Below are 16,679 nucleotides of genomic sequence, written 5' to 3' on the forward strand. Positions count from 1 at the left end.
GCCCTGGTAGGGGAAGTTCGTATACGTCGCCGGTTGTTCCTGCTCCCCATTCCGGTCGGGCCCGCTGCCAGCCATGGCCGTAGCTGCGGGGAGGTGACTGATCCGATGGCCGTACCTCGGCCAGCGTCCGCGATCTGGCGAGGAACGACTGCGGGACCATCCACCGCCGGGCGCCCACCGCAGCCCAGTTACGAGCCGGGGATCGGGGGAGCAGGTGGGGAGCAACAGGGTGCAACCAACGGCCTTCAACTGCACCGAACCGCATCCGACAGCCCGCAACTGTACCCTCCCCTGCCTGCGGTTTCTCATCTCCGCAGGTCAGAGTCGGTGCAGCGTCCGGCTTCCCGCAGAGTGCTCCGCGGTTCTGCATAACAGTCGACAGCGCTCTATGTCGCCTGCTAGCGGAGTGTGCGCCGGTCAAGGCGGTAAGGAGCCGTTGGTTGGCCCGGCCCTGCAGCTGGGAGCAGATTGGGTGCAGGTTGGCGAAGAGGTCTCCGCGCCCGAAGTGCTCACCGATGCCGGACAGAGACGAGGCGCTTTGACCTGCGGTGATCGAGATCGAGCGGTGCGGCGTGACCTCCTAGTAGAGGTCCAAGTGGTCAGGCGTTGCTGCTCCCGGGATGGCTGGTGCCGGTCGGTGTCTCGGTTCGCCTAAGGCCACGTCTGAAGGCGTGTTGCAGATCGATGTGGAGCGTTGTGGGTGAGCTTGCTGGAGTCGGCCGTGGTTCCGTCGTCTGAGACGTCGATCCCACGGCAACGCCCTGACCAGACCCTTCGGGCTGGTGATTTCTTCGGCGGAGCCGAAGAGGTCACCACCACAGCTAGACTTGCGCGAGCTTCAGAGTGGCGCTGAGCGTCATCGGCGGTGGGGCAATGGGTCGTGTCGCCCCTCGGACACGAACCATAGGCCCACGGTGCGCGCTGAGATCGGTTTCGGCGTGCACCGTTTGCGCTTCCGGGTGGTATGTCAGCCGTAGGCCCAGCTGGCGGTAGACCTCGGCTTTGTCGGTGGGGTCCGCGTCGCGGAGCACGGTGACGATGTTCCCAAGGGCCTCGACCAACGTGATGATCTCTGCCTGGGTCATCCGGCGCGGTGCGTCGAAGTTCCCTGCGTGCAGCTCCGTTTCGGCTCGGGTCCGTTCGGCCTGTGTCTGGGCTATCCAATTACTGACGACTGAGGGGTCGGCTCCGGCGTCGAGGGCCGCCCGATAGCGCTGAAGTTTCGTGTCGCAGTCGTTGATGGTCGCGCGGGCGGCGGTGATGGTGGGGGATGGGTGGTCGCCCAGCTGGGCGTCTGCCATCGCGGTGATCGTGTTCTCGATGTGGTCGGGGTGGAATGCGGTGGTGAGCCAGGTGTCGAGTGGGTCGGTGAGGGACTCCTCGCGGAGGTAGACGTTGCGGGGATGGGAGACGTCGTTGGCGAGGGCGTATTCCTGGGGGAAGCGGCAGCGGTAGTAGGCGGCGCCGTGGTTGTACTGGCCCTGCATCCGCCGGTTGCAGGCGGCGCAGTAGATCATGCCGCGGAAGACGTACGGGTTGCGGGCGCGGCGTTGCCGTTGCGGGAGGTCCTGGCCCAACCGGTGTCGTGCGAGCAGCGTCTGTGCCTGTTCGAAGGTGGCCTCATCGATGATCGGTGGGTGGGTGATCTCTTTGGAGACGACCCACTTGTCCCGCGGGTTCCAGCGCATGACTCCGGTGTGACCGAGTGCGACGTCGTCGACGTCGAGGAGGACCTCGTCGGTGCGTTGTTTGTTCCAGACCTGCCGTCCGGTGTAGCGGGGGTTGGTGAGGTTGACGCGGATGGCGCTTTTGGACCAGGCGATGCCGCTGCGGTGGGGGTTGCGGGCCCGGTCGTGTGCGGAGGGGCAGGGCACGTGGTTGCTGGTGAGTGCTTCGGCGATGGCGTAGAGGCCGCTGCCGGTGAGGAACTCGTGGAAGATTTGGCGGACGATCGGGGCGGTCCGCGGGTCGGGGGTGAGGCCGCGTAGGTGTTTGTCGTCGGCTGCCTTCGCCGGGTTGGGGTGGGGTCCGAGGTCCTGCAGGGTGTAGCCGTATGGGGGGCGCCCGCCGAGGTAGCGGCCTTCGAGCAGGGTCTGAGCGGCCATGGCGGTACGGACGCGCAGCCTGATGCGGTTGCGTTCGCCTTTGCTCATGCCGCCGAAGACGGACATGACCAGTTCGTGGGCTTCGTTGTCCGGGTGGATGGGGCCGCCGATCTCCGGTACCCACAGTTCGACGCCGTAGTGGGCGAACAGTGGCACGGTGAGTCCGAATTGGTTGCCGTAGAACGCGCGGTGGGGTTCTCCGACGACGACGGCGGAGAATCCGCGTTTGGGGTCGCGGAGCGCCGCAAGAAGTCGATTGGCGTGCGGGCGGCGCTGCCACGGCAGCGAACGGATGTCCGGTGACCGTGCCGCGGCAGTGATCACACCTGTGGGCAGGACACTCATACTGGGGCGTATGGCCCAGGATGCTTCGTCGGTTGACGCCGTTCTGCGCTTCGCCGCTGCCCTGCACGAGATGCGTGGTCGGCTACTCGCCGACTTGTCGCCCGTCGCAGACATCGCGGATCTTCTGGCGGCGGTTCGGTCGCGCCGGGAGTTGCCCCGGGAGGGCCTGACCGGTAGCGGCATCGGGTATACCGTCCACGGCGCGGGGTGCCGGATGATCAGTTCCGACGGCAGGGAGGTGGACGTCGATCTGGTCACCGATCCGCTGCTCGGGCGCGAGGTTGAAGCCTTCGATGCCTGGCGGATTCGCTGGTTCCTCGACGAAGCCGCCGACGACGGCTACAGCAATGAGGACATCGTCGTGGCCTGCACCCAACTTGTTCGAGAGGGTTACCTACGAGATGTGGTTGAAGGCAGTTGGTTCGCGCTGCCTGACGCTCCGCCAGCATAAGTCACCCACAGAGAGCAATCCACCACCGTCCGTCTTGAAGCATCGCACCTCGCAGCTATCCGCATCTGCCGCCGATCGCGCGCTACGTGGCGTCATCACGATCGCACGAAGCCGGTGCCGACCATGCCGTTCAGTGGTACTCCTCGTCATGCTCACTGGGCAGTGTCGGCGTGCGGGAGCTTCGACTAAATCAGCTCGTTGAGCTGGGAAAATGCAGCTAGCGGCCTTCGTCGTTTCCGGGCTGAGGAAGACGGTTACGGTCCCACCGTTGCGCATAGGTGCGCGACCGGCGGCGGGCCCGACGTCACCGACGGCCGTCCGAGCAGCTGGAGTCGCCGCCGGTCCCCGCACGCCTCCTGGTCCAGGCCCTCCGGCAGGAACTGCACCATGTCCGGCAGCGGCTGCTGCCCGCCGCCAGCGATCTGCGTCAGGCGGCCGTTCGGCGACCGTACCCGCTGATGCGTCACCCTGACCAGCCCGAATGCCTGCAACGTGTGGTGCGCCTCGTATGTCTCCGGCCCGATCCCGAGCATCCGCACCCCCCCAGCCGGCAGGATGAAACCCTCCGGGTCTCGCTTGTGCTTGGACGCGGCCATGAGCAGGAACGCCAACTCGGCGTCGGTGAGCATGCTGATCCAGCCGCGGGTGAACAGCCCCGCCACACGCGGGCGGCCTCCGGAAGCACCCGGAGGCCGCCCGAACGGCATCCTTCCACCTTGGACAAGCAGAGGAGCAATACGGAGCAGGCAGTGCCCACGGCCAGAGGACACCACCACCGAGCCCACGAACACTGCACCGGCACACGCCGGAACGGCTGTTCGGCGCAACCGCCGCAGCCGCAGCGACGGGCGGCCCACCGGGCAGGACATCGCGCAGAACGCCGGCCGGGGTGGCTGGCGGGGAGTCGGCCAGCCAGCCGACCAGCCCGGCTACGAACCACCACCCGCGAAAAGCCCGGCCTCCCCTGCGCTGGGCCGTCATCGGCCTCGCCGCCCTCCTCGCCGGTGCCGTCACCAGCACAGTTGGCCATGGCGATGGTGTTTTTCGGCGTGGGTCACCAGGGGATGACGCCCCGGGCGTCGAAGAATCCGCCGCTGGGACCGTCTGGTCCGATCTGGGCCATCCGTACGATGATTTCGGCGCCCTGCTCGATGGTCTGGTGGCCGGCGTGGAAGTTGAGGTCGGTTGCGGTGAAGCCGGGGTCCACGGCGTTGATCCGGATGCCCGGGTACGCCTTGGCGTATTGGACGGTCAACATGCTGACGGCTGCCTTGGATGCGGGATAGGTGATGTCGGGATAGAAGTGGGCCGGGCTTTCGGGGTTGCTGAGTTCGCGCATCAGTGACGCGCCGCTGCCCACGTTGACCACGGCCGGCGCGGCGGAACGCTGCAGCAGGGGGAGGAACGCGTGCAGCATCCGGATGTGCCCGAACACGTTGGTGTCGAACACGCGGTAGGCGAGGTCGGCGCTTACCTCGGCGGCGGGGATGAAGCCGCCGTCGGCCTGCCGTGGTTCGATGCCGGCGTTGTTGACCAGGACGTCCAACCCGCCCTCGGCCGCGACCTGCTGGGCCGCTGCCGTTACCGAGGCGTCGTTGGTCACGTCGAGCAGCAGGAAGCGGGCGCCGAGTTCGTCGGCGGCCCGTCGCCCGCGTTCGGCGTCGCGTGCGCATGCGTACACGGTGTGTCCGGCGGCCACGAGTTGCCGGGCGGTCTCGAAGCCCAGGCCCTTGTTGGCACCGGTGATGAGGATTGTTGTCATCACAGCTCCCGCAGTTGCAGTAACAGGTGATTAATGCTTTGGCCCGGCATCAGTCGCTGATGTGATCGTGCCATTACGCAGCGGCGTCAGGCTGCGCTTGAATGGAACTGCCTGTTGGCGGGTCTGACCCGCTACCGGGCGGGTGTCGATCGGGTGCCGGCCCGCCGACACCCCGAGTCCGGGCGTAGCTCTCCGTCCTGACTGCCACGGTCGGCCAGCGGGTGCGACTCGTCGCCCGTGCGATGGACGGGGTGATCAGGCGGGGATTGCGGTGCTTCGAGGTGGGGTGGCGGTGCCGTGGATGCGCTTGGCGTGCTTGGCGTACGTGCGTGGCGCGATGATCGGCATGAGCAGCCGGATCGGGAGCGGGGCCTCCGCGAGGATCCCCTTGATCACCTCGGGATCGGCCTCGTACATCATCATGCCCAGGGCCAGCGGCACGCTCTTCTTCGGGGCGTCCTTCATCCCGTGCTCGCCCATCTGCTTCCACTCCGCATGGGTGACGTGCTTTTCGGCCAGCGGCAGGATCTCGCGCTCCTCCAGCGTCATGTGCTCGGCCACCGCGGTGTAGAGCCGCTCGCAGGCGTCGGCCAGGTCGTCGCCGCCGCGGCCGGTGGCCCGCCAGCCGGGAAGCAGAGCGGCCACCGTCTCGTTGGCCTCCTCGATGGCGTGATGCTGCTTCTCCATGATCGGCACTACGGCCGTCGCCTCGGCACCGCCACGCGCGTTCAGCAGGGGCCAGAGCAGCGCATCCTCGCCCTGGTGATGCAGGTGCAAGATCATGGTCACGAGCTCGGCATGCGCGCCGACGATCTCCGCTCGCGCGGCATCGCCGGGCGTGACTCCGCGGACGACCCGCGGAAGTAGGCCGAGCTCCCGACGCATGAGGGCATGCGCCATGTACATGTCGCGGACATCGGCCATGGGTTCGTTCTGATTGCGACTCACGGTGACCTTTCGGGGTGCATCAGGGGGTTTGTTCATCGTCGGTTACGGGGTCGGGCCTTAGTGACGGCACACGTTGAGCGATCGTGCGCCCGGTCACTCGGGGGTCAGTGGGAATTGACCAACCACCTCATCCGGCGAGCGCGGACTCGCCTGTACGGGTGGGGTGGGTACGGCATCGACGGCGGGCGTCACCACGGCAGCGGGCCGGTCTCCGGGGGTGTGGTGGGGGAGTCCAGCCATGCGTCGATGAGCGCGGTGAAGTCGTGGCCGGTCTTCCTGTTGACGTACGCGGTGAACGACGCCCGGGTCTGCTGGGTGTGCAGGTTCTCCTGCACCCAACCCCGTGCCAGGTCGAAGAACCGCTCGTCCCCTAGCGCCTGGTGCAGTTGGCGGAGCATCGCCGCGCCGCAGGTGTAGACGTTCGTCGCACCGAACTCGGCCGGGTCGGGCTCGCTCGGTGGGCCGTACTCCTTGCGCAGTTCCCCGTCGCGTTGCCGGCTCGCCTTCACCATCTCCGCGTCCGTGAGCCCGTACTTGTCCTGCTCGTAGAGCTTCTGCACGTAGAGGGCCCAGCCCTCGTTGAGCCACATGTCGCGCCAGTCGGTGAGCGTGACGGCGTCGCCGAACCAGTGGTGGGCGTACTCGTGCACTGTGGTGAGGTCGAACATCTTGTCGCCGCGTTGCGGTTGGACCTCGCCCAGGGTGACCATCTGCTGGGTCTCCATGGCGGAGTTCGACTCGACCATGACGAGGCCGGCGGAGTCGAACGGGTACGGGCCGAAGCGCTTCTCGAGCCAGGTCAGGAAGGCCGGGGACCGCTTGAGCATCGGCAGGTATCGGGTGTCCTTCGTGCGGTACCAGGTGGTCACCGGGATGCCTCGTGGGCCGGTGGCGTCGAGCTTCTTGTACCTGCCAACGGCCAGGGTCGTCGCGTACGAGGCGACCGGGACGGTGCTGCGGTAGGTGAAGGTGTTGCCGCTCTGCCCGACCGGGGTGCCGCTGGCCACTCCCGTCCAGCCCTTGGGCGCGGTGACCGCGATGTCGTACAGCGCCTCGTCGGAGGGGTGGTCGTTGACCGGGTACCAGGTGAAGGCCCCGAACGGCTCCTGCATCGTCCAGATTCCGCCCTCGCTGTCGATGGTCAGCCCGAGCGGGTGGGCGTCGCCGCGTTTGGTCGGCCACGCGGTGGTGGTCGGTTTGCCGTGGTAGCCGACCACGAGGGTGATTGGAACGTCGGCGCGGACCGGCGTCTCGACCACAAGCTTCTCGCGCGTGACCGCGCCCTTGGCGCTGGTGCCGTCGACGGTCACGGTGTCGAGGGTGTACGGCGTGAAGTCCAGGCTCACTGACGACGCGTCCCGGGTCGGCCGCAGGCGAACTGTCGCCGTGCCGGTGAGGGTGCGTTTCGTCGGTGACCAGTCCAGATCGAGTCCGTAGTGCAGCACGTCCACGGCGTCGGTGCCGCGCTCGGGGTAGAGCGGGTCGACGACCGGCTTCGACATTCCTGCCGCGAACGCCGCGTACGGGCCGGAGAGCGTGGGGGCGCCGGACGGGGTCGCGAACGTGCCGCCCTTGGTCGGCGCCGCCAGCGGGTCGGCCGTGCAGCCGGCGAGCAGCGTCAAGGACGCCAGCACCGCGACGGTGGATCGGTGACGCACCGGTGAGCTCCAGAGGTCGGCGACAGCATGGAGGATTTTCCGCGGGTAGACCTCCGGTCTTCTTCGGGACTCTGCTGGAGAGGGGCGGTCGGTGCTCATGTGACCCATCCTACTGTTGCTTGCGCAAGCAGGTAAATAGCGGGATCGTCGGATCCAGTCCCCGCCCGGGTTGTCACGATCCCTCCCGCATACGGACCGGCCAGCGTCCCGGGGCAACGCGACATGGAAGGCAGGAAACCTGTGACTCCGGAGAACGAGCCGTTCGCCGACGCCCGCGACATGTTCGCGGTGCACACCATGCTGCGCCGCGAACTCGGAGCTGCCCCGGCCCTAGTCCGCAAGGTCGGTGCCGGTGACCAGCGCCGCGCGGAGGTAGTGGCGCGGCACGTCGACCTGATGAGCCAACTCCTCGAACAGCACCACTCCGGGGAGGACAAGCACATCTGGCCCCGGCTGGAGGCGCGGGTCCCCGAGGCCATCGCGCCGATCATCGACGTCATGGAAAAGCAGCACGAAGCTATTCACCGAGGTGCTGAACGGGTCAACGAGGCGTTGCGACAGTGGCGGGCCGACTCGTCAGCCGTATCGCGCGATGCTCTCGCCGACGCCGTCGACGCGCTCCTGCCGGTGCTGCGGGAACACCTGGCCCTTGAGGAGGAACGCGTCGTCCCGCTCATCGAGAGGTACATCACCGCGGCCGAGTACCGGCTCGTGGCCGGCGAGGGCGGCGAAGAAACCTCGCCCGAACTGCTCCCGGTGATCTTCGGCATGCTCATGTACGAAGGTGCCCCGGAGGTCATCGACAGCATCATCGCCGAGATGCCCCCGCAGGCTCAGACGGGAATCAGGGAGTTGGCCTCCCAGGCGTACGCCAGCTACGCCGAAAAGGTCCACGGCACGTCCACGCCAACGCGTACGACGGGGGGCTGACCAGCCGTTCACCCTGCGGTGGGTCGACGCCAGGCGGGCGGTCCGAGCCGCTACCGCTGCCGGCGCGTCGTTTCGCACCACACCACGGCTACGCTTGTTGAATGACAGCCCCAGTTCCTCTCGGCCCCGACGAGGAGCGTTTTTGGCGAGCGTTGATGCGGGTCATGGTCTCGCTGCCGAAAGCGCTCGACGACGACCTGCAGAAGGCGACCGGGCTGACGCTCTCGGAGTACATCGTCTTGATGCACCTCTCCGAGGCTGCCGACCGGGAGATGCGGGTAACCGACCTCGCGATGACCGCGACACTGTCCGTCAGCCGTATCTCCCGGGTCGTCAACGCGCTCGAAACCCGTGGTTGGGTAACGAAACGACGCGACGCCAAGGATGCCCGGGGGAGCGTCGCGACGTTGACGGACGAGGGACTACGACGCCTTGAAGCGGCCTATCCGACGCTCCTGGCGAGTGCCCGTCGGCGCATCGTCGACCATCTGGACAAGGCCGAGGTCCCCGGAATCGCTGACCAGTTCCACAGCATGGCGCTGACTCTCGAGTGAGCCGCCCTGCGAACCGGGCGTCGGCGCGTCACAGCGGTGGGACCTGGCTGCCCGCCGGGGCCTGGAGGACTCGCTTGACCTCGGGGGCCGGTTCCACCATCTCGCGGCGCTTCATCGCCGACCTCCCGCTCACTGCGGACTTCACCTGCACCCTCGCCGACAACCTCGTCCGTGGGCTGCGCTGACCACCCGGCCGGGTCAACCCGCCTGCCGGTCGAGCCTCCGGTGCCGCCTCAGCAGCTCGACGAAGCGGCGTGTCGCGGGGCTGGCCGCCTCCCCGGTAGGGAACACGAAGTCCAGTTGGCGCTCCAGCCGCAGATCGGCGAGCGGGATCAGGCGGACGCCGAGTTGACGGCGGTAGCGGGCGAAGTCCAGCCCGGCGGGGACCAGGGAGACACCGACGCCTGCGTCGACCAGGTCGAGCACGCTGGTCCACTCGTTGACCTCGCAGACGATCCGCCGCGTCAGGCTCGCGGCCTGGAACGTCCGGTCGACCAGCACCCGGATGGCCCAGTCCGCGGGTGTCTCGACGAACCGCTCCCCGTCCAACTCGGCCAGCCGGACCGCGCGCCGGTCGGCCAGCGGATGCCCCTCGGCGCACGCCAGCACCACCGGGTCGGAGATCAATCGCAGGGCCGCCAGGCCGCTGGCATGCGGGGCGGAGAGCAGGGCGCAGTCCAGCCCGCCGTTCTCCACCATCTCCAGCATGCGCAGCGTCGCCTCCTGCTTCACGACGATGGTCACCCCTGGATGGGCATGGGCGAACTCCGCCAGCCAGGTGGTGAAGGGCAGCGTGTGCCCCACACTGCTGATCGTCCCGATTCGCAGTCGTCCGGAGAGGGTGCCCTCGACGTCCTGTACGACCTGCCGGGCAGCGGCCGCTGCCTCCAGGGCGCGCCGGGCCGCGCCGACCAACGCCTCACCCGCCGCGGTCAGCCGCACCGGCCGCGTCCCCCGCACGAACAGCGGCGCCCCGACGTCTCGCTCCAGAGCCCGGATAGACGTGGACAACCCGGACTGAACGATGAGTTCTCGCGCGGCCGCCCGGGTGAAGCTCCGCTCCTCGGCCAGGGCGACGAAGTGCCGCAGGTTTCGCAGTTCCACGAGGACGTCATTTCCCGCAGAGATGCGAACCATCTCCACCATGTGCGTTGGACCTGAATACGTCCTGAACAGGCCGTTTGTTGTGAGTGGCAGGACCGGCGCCGTCCGGCCGGCACAGCAACAAACCTGTTCAGAAGTGGAGTTCGTACCATGTCCGTTTTCCCCACACACGAAGGCCGAGTGGCGGTCGTCACCGGCGCGGCCCGCGGCATCGGCCAGGCCATTGCCCGTCACCTCGGCGAACGAGGAGCGACGGTCGTCGCGATCGACCTCGCCGACCCGGTAGAGACCGTGGGTCTGATCACCAGCGGTGGGCACACCGCGATCGGTCTCACGGCAGACGTCTCCAACCCGGAGCAGACGGCAGCCGTCGGCACCGAGATCATCCGCCGTTTTGGAAGGGCCGACATCCTCGTCAACAACGCGGGCATCTTCCCGTTCCGCGACATCGACGACCTGGACTACGCGACCTGGCGGCACGTCCTCGCGGTCAACCTCGACTCACAGTTCCTCATGGTCAAGGCCGTTCTTCCGGCCATGAAGAACGGCGGGTGGGGTCGGATCGTGAACCTGACCTCCAACTCGATCGTGACCTCCAGCCCGGGGCTGTCGCACTACATGGCGAGCAAGATGGGCGACATCGGCTTCACCCGAGGTCTCGCCAACGACCTCGCGCCGTTCGGCATCACCGTCAACGCCGTGGGCCCGACCCTGACCATCACGCCGGGCGTGCTCCAGGTCCACCCGAAGGAGGTCCTCGCGGCGGTCGCGCAGGCACAGGCGATCAAACACAACGGACAGCCGGACGACCTGGTGGGCACCGTCGCGTTCCTCACCAGCGACGACGCCAGCTTCATCACCGGCCAAACGGTCATGGCCGACGGTGGTTTGGCCCGTTGAGGACGTGCGAACCGCCCAGCGGAGTCACCCGCGAGCGCCACCGGATACCGGTGGCGCTCGCACCGTCCGCTCAGATGACCGGCCAGCGGTCAGACCACGTCGCCACGCCACGGATCGACCGGACCCTGCGGCTGGTCGCTGCATTGCGTGCGGCGAAGCCTCGCCGGCATGCTCGGCCAACTGCCAAACGACCCCATCCACATCGCACAGCAGCCCGAACAGGAACGACCTTGCCTGCCGACGCTGCTCCACCCGCCCGAACCGGCCCGTCGCGACACGACTACCGCGCCGTCCGCGTCGTTCGGTAAATCCAACAGCGAGCCGACGCCCCCGAACTCCAGGTCGGGTCCAAGGACACAACCACGCGCCCTCGCACGCCGAACCACGCTCTGCTCATCGCTGGCCATTTACATAACGAACCCGGGCTGCCGTACTAGATGGAGTCAGCTCAGCGGCTAGAATTGTGCGAGCCGCAGAGTTGCGCCGAGCTTTATCGGCGGTGGGGCAATGGGCCGTGTCGCCCCTCGGACACCAGTGTGTTGCATATGTGCGACATTTTGACGTCCCGGTGGTCAAGCATGATTGGCCACCGGCGAATCTCATCCGACACCCCGCCCGGCACTGCTCTCAGTGACCAGCGCCGGGCGAGCCTCGCGATGACGCGTGATGGCTCTTCAGTGATCCCCGGAGTCGTCCCGCCAGGCTTGGCGTCTGGCGTGCGCGTTGCTCCTGGCTCGCCTGCGGCAGCAATCAGGCGTCCTCCACTACCGCTTCCTACCCTTGCCGCCACCCCGACCAGGTCACCAAGGTCATTCCGGAGGCGGCACGCACGACCACCTCACATCCGGAAGCGGGCTTGCGAGCAAGCCGGCCCTGACATCGCGCTGAGCGATGCCACGGCCGGCTGCCCGTGTAGTCGGTCACGGCCCTGCTGGGGTCCGGCGAGGCCGCTGTACTCAGCAGTGGCATCGCCGGACCGGTCAGGCTACGGCGGGTGGCTGGGCGGCGGGGTGTCGGGAGAACCGAGGGCTGCGGTCGTAGAGCCAGGTCGTCAGGATTCCCAACGCCAGTCCGGTTGCTGCGCCGATACCGATCCTGGTCCAGCCGTGGGTGAGACCGGCCTCGCCGCGGCCGTCGAAGAACAGCATGGCCCGTACGCCGTCGAGGATCGGTTGCATCGGAGTGACCGAGGTCAGCGTACGGAGCCAGCCGGGCAGCGCCTCGGCGGGGACCGCCGGGCCGGAGGCGAGCGAGAGAGCGACGAAGAAGAACGTGTTGATCAACGCTCCCGGAGCGCCGAAGATGGCGAACACCGACAGCGCTCCGACGCCGACAGCCGCGATGGCCCCGCTGAGCAACAACCACATGGCGAGCGGCTGACCTATGGACACACCGATCACCGTGGTGGCGACCAGTTGCAGCAGCGCGGCGGCGATCGGTGCCACGGCCACGAGCACCGCGAGCTTCGCGAGCAGCGTCATCGTCCGCGTGGCCCGGCGGTACGGGCGGCGGCTCGTCATCGGCCCGACCTCGCTGGGTGCGAAGCCTATCGCCGAGTCGATCGAAGGATGGATGGTGGACGCGCCGATGAAGCCGATGAGGATGGTGACGAGCGCCAGATAGAACGGGGTGAGGCCGGCACCCGACTTCGGTGGCAGCGCGTGATCCGGCGCGGTGCGCACCACGAACGGCTCCCGTAGCGCGAGCCCGCGATAGGAGTCGGCGGATGACCCGAGACGTTCTCCCAGGGTCCGTTGCACAGCCGTCAGCGCCGGGGTGACGTTTGCGCTCACCAGACCTGCGGCCAGGTTGCCATCGCCGGCGTTGTTGACGATCGTCACGACCGGGCGCGACGGCGTCGTGCCGGGCGGCGGGGCGACGAGTCCGCTGAGCCCCCGTTCGAAGTCCGCGGGAACGACCACCGCACCGTAGATGTCGTTGTCCCGGAACGCCTCGGTCATCTCCGTGGCCGACATGACGACGATCCGGATCTTCTCCGGATCCGTGCCGGACTCCACCGCGGCGGCCACCGACTCGGCGGCACCGCCCGCGTCGACGCCGGGGGTGGTTGCGCTCTGCTGCGGTTCGAGGACGAGCGCGACGGGTAGTTGGCGCAGATTTGCCTGGGGGTCCGTGATGCCGCTGAGGTAGCAGGCGGGTAGCGCCAGGCTCAACAGGGCGATCATGATGACCGGTACGGCCCAGATGTGCGGGCTGCGGAAGTCGCCAATCGACATTGCGTGTGCTCTCTTCGGTGCCGTCAACGGCTCTTCGGTGGGTAGGGTCTGGCCACTCACGTCATCGGCCCGGCAAGGCTCAGCGGACTGATTCGGGGGCGTAGAGCTCTTTCTCGGTCACGACCGGCGCGACGTCGTCCTCTGGGCGGCCGACCCGCGCCGCCGAGCCGAACAGCGGCCCGCGTGCCGGGTGCACGGGGGCGAAGGCCGCGAATCCCTGCTGTTTCGGGATGTCGTCGTAGACCGCCTCCATGCCGCCTCGGAGCAGGTACGTCTCGTGCCAGAAACCGGTGCCGCCGCTGTCGCGCAAGAAGTTGCGCCACCAGAGGCGGTGGGGTTCGGAGCGAGCCCATGACAGCAGCGCGGGCAGATCCTGCCAGTACTGGCGGATGCCGACGTGCATGGGGAAGAGGGACCACAGGAGGGGCTCGTGATGGAGCAGACCCTCCGGCTTGTCGGCTGCGGATCGACCGATCTGCGGGCCGTAGCCCATCAGCGTCCGCAGGCCGTACAGCCGGTTGACCCGCATACCCAGATAGACGACCACGAGATCCGGATATGACGACAGGTCGACAGTCTGCCGATTGACCTTGGTGTGCACCGCGCGCTCTTTTCGACGACTCAGAGTGTTGACGGGAGCGACGCTAGGCGGGAGCACTGAACGAGCATGCGAAGGCGTTGAACAGCTACTTGACCCGCGCTGAACGAGCGGCTGCTCTTCTGGGGATCATTCCGTCATCATCCGGCGCGTGAGTTCGACCCGAGAGCGCACGCCCAGCTTCACGAACGCGTGCCTCAGGTGCGAGCTGACGGTGTGTGGCGACAGGAACAACTCCTCGGCGATCTGGCGGTTGGTCCATCCCTGGGCCACCATCCGGGCCACCCTCGTCTCCGACTCGGTGAGCCCGGCCCACCCTGCCTGGGGTCGGTTGGGGGCCCGCCGGCGTACGCCCTCGTGCCGCAGTAGTCCTCGGACGCGCGCGGCGTCCCGGTCGGCGCCGATGGCTTCCCACTGGTCAAGGGCCGAGTTCAGAAGGGACAGACCGCGGGTACGGTCCCCGTGGACCACCACCGTGCCAGCGTCCTCCACCACCCGGGCACGCAGCAGGAGCCGTTCGTCCGTGGTGTAGAGATCCACCGCCTCCAGCAGTAGCTCCGGGTCCGAGTTGAGTAGGCCGCGGGCATGGCGCAGGGCGGCGGCGACAACGCGTTCCCCCTCATGCCGGTGCAGCTCGGCATCGAGACGAGCCACCGCGGCCTCCGCCCGCTCGTGCCGCCCGCTCCGCATCAGCAGGCGGACCAGGGTGGCAACCTCGGCGTGCTCGGTCAGCGTCACGATGCGGACACAACCGCCGAACAGGAGGTCCATGTCCTCGTCGCCGGCCCGAGCGTCGACCGGCGCGTTCCGGGCCTCGGCCAGCAGAGCCCACAGCCAGTGCCCCCTGCCCCGCCAGAACGGTCCCTCGGATCCGGCCATCTCGGCCGCCGTCGCCTCCGCGACCGCCATGCCGGTCTGGTCTCCACTGTGAATAGCAGCCAGGGCGAGGGTGAGGGCGGCCGTGTAGAGATAGTTGTGGTTGCCGAGCTCGTACGACATCGCCTGGATCGCTTCGGCCTCGGCCCGCGCTTCCTGCAGCCGGCCGGCGCGCAGGTGGACCCGCGCTCGAATCATCGACCACACGCGCATGTTGGCGACCTGGCCATCCACCTGCGCCAGCCGGGATCCCTCATCAGCGAGCCGCCACGCCTCGGTCATCCGGCCCGTTGCGTCGAGCATCATCGCCTTCCACGCGTCGGGCAGTGACAACGAGCGGGCGTCGGGGACTCCGTTGCGGAGTCGGATCGCGTCGTCGGCTGCGCGTAGTCCGCTCGACCAGTGGCACAGGTGGAAGTCGGCGACCGCCTTTGCGACCAGCACGGCCGAGCGCGAGAGAGGATCCGTGGCATCGCTGGCCAGGCCGACCGCGGTGTCGGCGGCACGCAGGGCCTTGTCCGGCTGCCCGATGATGCCCAGCGCGCCGGCCAGCACGGCGTACAACCGGGCGCGGAGGTCGGCGGGCAGGTCGGCGTCCGCGAGCGCCTCGCGGCACAGTTCCACCGCCTGCCTGGCGTCGAACGGCAGGATGGCCTCGGCTGTCAGTCGTCGGATCTGGGCCATCGCGCCCCGGTCGAGGACCGGTCCTTGGCTCTGCGTGAGAAGCTCGAAGGCCTTCGGTGCCTGGTCGGCGAGGACGAGGTGGTGGACGGTCTCGGTGAGCAGAGCCGCGCGATCCGGATCATCACGACGCGTCAGTTCGAAGGCCCTGGTGCTGATCTGGGCGGAGAGCGCGGGGGAGCGGAGCCCGATTTCGGTCGCGGCACGCCGAAGCAGTGCGATCCCGCCCCGGTCGCCGTAGCTGACGGTCTCCATCACGAGGGCGGCTACCTCGTTCGCGGGCGCTCCCGTGGCCAGGCTGGCGTCGATGGCCTGTCGGCGTAGAGAACGGCGCAGAGGTCCGGGCAGGCTGCTGTCGACAGCTTCGCGGACCAGGTCGTGCCGGAACGCGAAGGCGTCGCCGCTCTCGACGAGCAGGTCGGCGTCCAGCGCCTCCCGCAGTGGGGCCAGCAGGGTGGAGACGGGGCGATCGAGCATCCGGGCGAGCTGCTCCACGGTGAACGTGCGGCCGAGCACCGAGGCCAACTCGACGGCCAGGCGGGCCTCGTTCGAAAGCAGCCGTACCTGCTCGCGGATCGAGTCGCGAAACCGCAGGGGGATGCGAGGTGCGCGCAACACTGCGATGCCGTCATGGACTTCCACGGCCTGTTCGTCCCGCAGCCCGTGCAGAAACTCGAGGAGCTGCAGCGGCTGGCCGGGGGCGCCGGCCAGCATGTCGCCGAGCCGCTCGTCCGGCCTCGCGCCGAGGATGTCGTGCGCGATCTGCGCGACGGCGTGGATGTCGAGGGCATCGAGCCGGACGACGGTGCCTGTCTGAGCGCTCATCTGGTCGACAGCGGAACGGACAGGCGCAGGCGGGTCGGGCCGTAGGGCGATGACCCAGAGAACAGGATCGGAGGACAGCCGTCGGGTCAAAGTCCGGACCGCGTTCACGGTGGCAAGATCGGCCCATTGGAAGTCGTCCATGACGATCATGACGGGGGACTGTAGGGCTGCCTTCTCCAGGCCCTCGTGCACCTCCTGGACGAGCCAGAAGCCACCCTCCGGCCGCTCGGCCACCCGCCGGAGATTGTCGAGGTCGACCGGCGCGTCGGTCAACGTCTCGAGCAGGAGCCAGGACGGCACGCCGATCGATGCGGCCTGGCCCGATCCGGTGAACACGCTGATGCCCCGGTCGCGCGCGGCGGCGGCCGCCTCGTTCAGGAGGCTGGTCTTGCCGCTGCCCGGCGCGCCCTCGACGACTACGACGCCACCCTCCCCCGCCGCCAACCGGTCGACGCGGTGCTCGACGGCGCCCCGTTCGGCGTCTCGGCCACGCAGCGGTTGCGAACCGGGCCGAGCGCCGGCAGGGTTGATCATTGACTCCTCCGGCCGTCGGATCGGAACTACCCCTCGCAACGGCGATCGGTTGCGCTCGACTCCCGTGCGGAGGTCGACGGGCGCGGGTGAGTTAACCCCCTCTGCCCAGCGGCAAGGATCTCATTTCGGCTTAATTCGTGCAATCTGTCGCGCATCTGTGTGATCCGATCG

Annotated in this window: 13 protein-coding genes; 4 read left to right on the forward strand and 9 right to left on the reverse strand. The window is 68.2% G+C overall.

Annotated features, from left to right (window positions below):
* Positions 1 to 821: 821 nt before the first annotated feature.
* The gene (locus AB0C15_RS00900) at positions 822 to 2,450 is read right to left on the reverse strand and encodes a recombinase family protein (RefSeq protein WP_357347287.1); all 1,629 of its coding nucleotides are present in this window, start codon (positions 2,448 to 2,450) and stop codon (positions 822 to 824) included.
* Between the two features lie 10 nt (positions 2,451 to 2,460).
* Here AB0C15_RS00900 and AB0C15_RS00905 point away from each other — a divergent pair, with 10 nt between their 5' ends.
* Positions 2,461 to 2,901: a hypothetical protein gene (locus AB0C15_RS00905; protein ID WP_357347289.1), complete on the forward strand. Its 441-nt coding sequence runs from the start codon at positions 2,461 to 2,463 to the stop codon at positions 2,899 to 2,901.
* A gap of 254 nt (positions 2,902 to 3,155) precedes the next feature.
* Here the strand turns inward: AB0C15_RS00905 and AB0C15_RS00910 are convergent, their stop codons facing one another.
* The 4 genes from AB0C15_RS00910 to AB0C15_RS00925 all read right to left on the reverse strand — a co-directional run bounded on the left by AB0C15_RS00910 (position 3,156) and on the right by AB0C15_RS00925 (position 7,269).
* Positions 3,156 to 3,563 (reverse strand): hypothetical protein, encoded by a 408-nt coding sequence (locus AB0C15_RS00910; RefSeq protein WP_357347291.1) that lies wholly within the window; start codon positions 3,561 to 3,563, stop codon positions 3,156 to 3,158.
* Between the two features lie 392 nt (positions 3,564 to 3,955).
* Positions 3,956 to 4,663: an SDR family NAD(P)-dependent oxidoreductase gene (locus tag AB0C15_RS00915; protein ID WP_357347293.1), complete on the reverse strand. Its 708-nt coding sequence runs from the start codon at positions 4,661 to 4,663 to the stop codon at positions 3,956 to 3,958.
* 255 nt (positions 4,664 to 4,918) lie between these two features.
* Positions 4,919 to 5,611, reverse strand: coding sequence for a hemerythrin domain-containing protein (locus AB0C15_RS00920; protein WP_357347295.1), 693 nt, complete (start codon positions 5,609 to 5,611; stop codon positions 4,919 to 4,921).
* Between the two features lie 188 nt (positions 5,612 to 5,799).
* Complete coding sequence (locus AB0C15_RS00925; RefSeq protein WP_357347297.1) at positions 5,800 to 7,269, reverse strand: M1 family metallopeptidase; 1,470 nt, start codon at positions 7,267 to 7,269, stop codon at positions 5,800 to 5,802.
* A 240-nt stretch (positions 7,270 to 7,509) separates the two neighbouring features.
* Between AB0C15_RS00925 and AB0C15_RS00930 the strand changes: the two genes are divergently transcribed.
* Together AB0C15_RS00930 and AB0C15_RS00935 are read left to right on the forward strand one after the other, a co-directional pair.
* The gene (locus AB0C15_RS00930) at positions 7,510 to 8,199 is read left to right on the forward strand and encodes a hemerythrin domain-containing protein (protein ID WP_357347299.1); all 690 of its coding nucleotides are present in this window, start codon (positions 7,510 to 7,512) and stop codon (positions 8,197 to 8,199) included.
* A 101-nt stretch (positions 8,200 to 8,300) separates the two neighbouring features.
* Positions 8,301 to 8,753: a MarR family transcriptional regulator gene (locus AB0C15_RS00935; protein WP_357347301.1), complete on the forward strand. Its 453-nt coding sequence runs from the start codon at positions 8,301 to 8,303 to the stop codon at positions 8,751 to 8,753.
* 198 nt (positions 8,754 to 8,951) lie between these two features.
* Here AB0C15_RS00935 and AB0C15_RS00940 read toward each other — a convergent pair whose 3' ends face one another.
* Positions 8,952 to 9,857: a LysR family transcriptional regulator gene (locus AB0C15_RS00940; protein WP_357347302.1), complete on the reverse strand. Its 906-nt coding sequence runs from the start codon at positions 9,855 to 9,857 to the stop codon at positions 8,952 to 8,954.
* 180 nt (positions 9,858 to 10,037) lie between these two features.
* Between AB0C15_RS00940 and AB0C15_RS00945 the strand changes: the two genes are divergently transcribed.
* Entirely contained in the window at positions 10,038 to 10,757 is a 720-nt protein-coding gene (locus AB0C15_RS00945; protein ID WP_357347304.1) for an SDR family NAD(P)-dependent oxidoreductase, read from the forward strand.
* Between the two features lie 980 nt (positions 10,758 to 11,737).
* Here AB0C15_RS00945 and AB0C15_RS00950 read toward each other — a convergent pair.
* The 3 genes from AB0C15_RS00950 to AB0C15_RS00960 form a co-directional block, all read right to left on the reverse strand.
* Positions 11,738 to 12,994, reverse strand: coding sequence for an ABC transporter permease (locus tag AB0C15_RS00950; RefSeq protein WP_357347306.1), 1,257 nt, complete (start codon positions 12,992 to 12,994; stop codon positions 11,738 to 11,740).
* Between the two features lie 79 nt (positions 12,995 to 13,073).
* Complete coding sequence (locus AB0C15_RS00955) at positions 13,074 to 13,595, reverse strand: DUF4188 domain-containing protein (protein WP_357347308.1); 522 nt, start codon at positions 13,593 to 13,595, stop codon at positions 13,074 to 13,076.
* Positions 13,596 to 13,721: 126 nt separating this feature from the next.
* Complete coding sequence (locus tag AB0C15_RS00960) at positions 13,722 to 16,508, reverse strand: AAA family ATPase (protein ID WP_357347310.1); 2,787 nt, start codon at positions 16,506 to 16,508, stop codon at positions 13,722 to 13,724.
* Between the last annotated feature and the right edge of the window lie 171 nt (positions 16,509 to 16,679).

The sequence above is a fragment of the Micromonospora sp. NPDC048835 genome, assembly GCF_040649995.1.
Classification (GTDB): Bacteria; Actinomycetota; Actinomycetes; order Mycobacteriales; family Micromonosporaceae; genus Micromonospora.